This window comes from Roseomonas chloroacetimidivorans (genome assembly GCF_049629625.1).
Classification (GTDB): Bacteria; Pseudomonadota; Alphaproteobacteria; order Acetobacterales; family Acetobacteraceae; genus Roseomonas; species Roseomonas chloroacetimidivorans.
Genome location: NZ_JBNBZS010000241.1, coordinates 1 through 2,021, shown reverse-complemented (window position 1 = coordinate 2,021; position 2,021 = coordinate 1). Strand labels below are relative to the sequence as shown.

The 2,021-nt window shown below is 68.6% G+C and carries 2 pseudogenes; one reads left to right on the top strand and one right to left on the bottom strand.

From position 1 onward, the window contains the following. Window positions 1-46: 46 nt before the first annotated feature. Window positions 47-1,447: pseudogene (locus tag ACO1BU_RS37055) on the top strand (IS30 family transposase). 7 nt (window positions 1,448-1,454) lie between these two features. Here ACO1BU_RS37055 and ACO1BU_RS37050 read toward each other — a convergent pair. Continuing rightward, window positions 1,455-2,021, bottom strand: a pseudogene (locus tag ACO1BU_RS37050) (IS3 family transposase); the annotation flags it as partial.

Genomic DNA, 2,021 nt, shown 5'->3' with positions numbered 1-2,021 from the left:
GGTGGATTCCAATGGTCGTCGCAACACCAGGGCGGAGGGTGGCGCGATGGCGGGTCGGCGGCGTTCGGATTGGGCCATGCGGGATAAGGTGCGGTCGCCGGGTCGGCCGCCGGTAACGCGGCAGGAGCATCGGCGGCGGTTCTGGGCATTGATTGCCAAAGGGCTTTCGAGCGAGGACGCGGCGATGGAGGTTAGGGTATCGTAGCCGGTCGGGTTCCGGTGGTTCCGGGAGGCGGGCGGGATGGCTCCGTCGCACCTGTCGCGGTCGTCGAAGCTGCCCTCTGTGCGGCACCTCAGCTTTGCCGAGCGCGAGGAGATCGCGCTCTGGCGGGCTGGGGGCCTCGGTGTACGGGAGGTTGCGCGTCGCCTGGGGCGAGCGCCGTCTACGGTTTCGCGCGAACTGCGGCGGAACGCGGCGACACGGGGTGGCAACCTGGACTACCGGGCGACGACGGCGCAGTGGCATGCCGAGCGGGCAGCGCGTCGGCCGAAGCCTGCGAAGCTCGCGGCGAACCTGATGCTGCGGTTGTATGTGCAGGACCGGCTTGCCGGATGCGTCGTCGCTCCCGGTGGGACTGCGGTTCCTGGTCCCTCGGTGCCCTGGAAGGGGCGGCGGCACGGGCGGCGTCAGGACCGGCGCTGGGGCAAGGCGTGGAGCCCGCAGCAGATCGCCAATCGACTGCGGCTCGACTATCCGGAGGACGCCACGATGCGGATTAGCCATGAGGCGATCTACCAGGCGCTCTACGTGCAGGGCCGGGGAGCGCTGAAGCGCGAGTTGACGCAGTGCCTGCGGACCGGCCGGGCGCTGCGGGTGCCACGAGCGCGAAGCCGTGGACGAGGCAAGTCGTTCATCACGCCCGAAGTCCTCATCAGCGAGCGTCCTGCAGAGGCGGAGGACCGCGCGGTGCCGGGACACTGGGAAGGAGATCTGATCATTGGCCTCAATCGCTCCGCAATCGGCACCCTTGTCGAACGGACGACGCGGTTCACGATGCTGCTGCACCTGCCGCCACTGGAGGGACATGGGACGGCGGCGCGCGAGAAGAATGGGCCAGCACTGGCCGGTCACGGCGCTGAGGCCGTCCGCGACGCGATCACCCGCACGATCACCACCCTGCCAGAGCAGCTCCGGCGATCGCTGACCTGGGATCAGGGGTCGGAGATGGCGCAGCACGCGCAGCTCCGCGTCGAGGCGGGGATGCAGGTCTACTTCTGTGACCCGCACAGCCCCTGGCAACGCGGGACGAATGAGAACACCAACGGGCTGCTGCGACAGTACTTCCCGAAGGGGACGGACCTGAGCGCGTGGGACGCCGACGACCTCGCGGCCGTCGCCGCGGCGCTCAACGGCAGGCCGCGCAAGACGCTCGGGTGGAGAACCCCAGCCGAAGCTCTTGATGCGGTGCTGCGATCAGCGCAGACAGGTGTTGCGACGGCCAGTTGAACGTAGGTTGGCCACCCCTGTCGCTATGGTGAATGAGACCGCCCTTCAGCGGACGGCGGTCATGCAGCGCCTGCTCGAGGGCATCGAGGACGAAGTCCGCATGCGCCGTCCTCGACACCCGCCAGCCCACAATGCGGCGGGCAAAGACATCGATGACGAAGGCCACGTACACAAAGCCCTGCCAAGTCGCCACGTAGGTGAAATCGGACACCCACAGGGCATTCGGATGCGGCGCCCGGAAGTGCCGGTTCACCTTGTCCGCCGGGCAAGGCGAGGCCTTGTCGGCGATGGTGGTCCTGGTCTCCTTGCCGCGGACGGCGCCGCGCAGGCCCATCCGCCGCATCAGGCGTTCCACCGTGCAGCGGGCTACCACGGTGCCTTCCCGGCCAAGCTGCCGCCAGACCTTGCGGACGCCGTAGACCCCAAAGTTGGCCGCATGCACCTGCTGAATCCTCTCCATGAGCACCAGGTCCCGCCGAGCTCGAGGCGAGGCCTGCGCCGGATCGGCACGTCGCACGACATGGGCATGGTAGGTCGACGGTGCGATCCGCAGGATCCCGCAGATCGGCTCGAC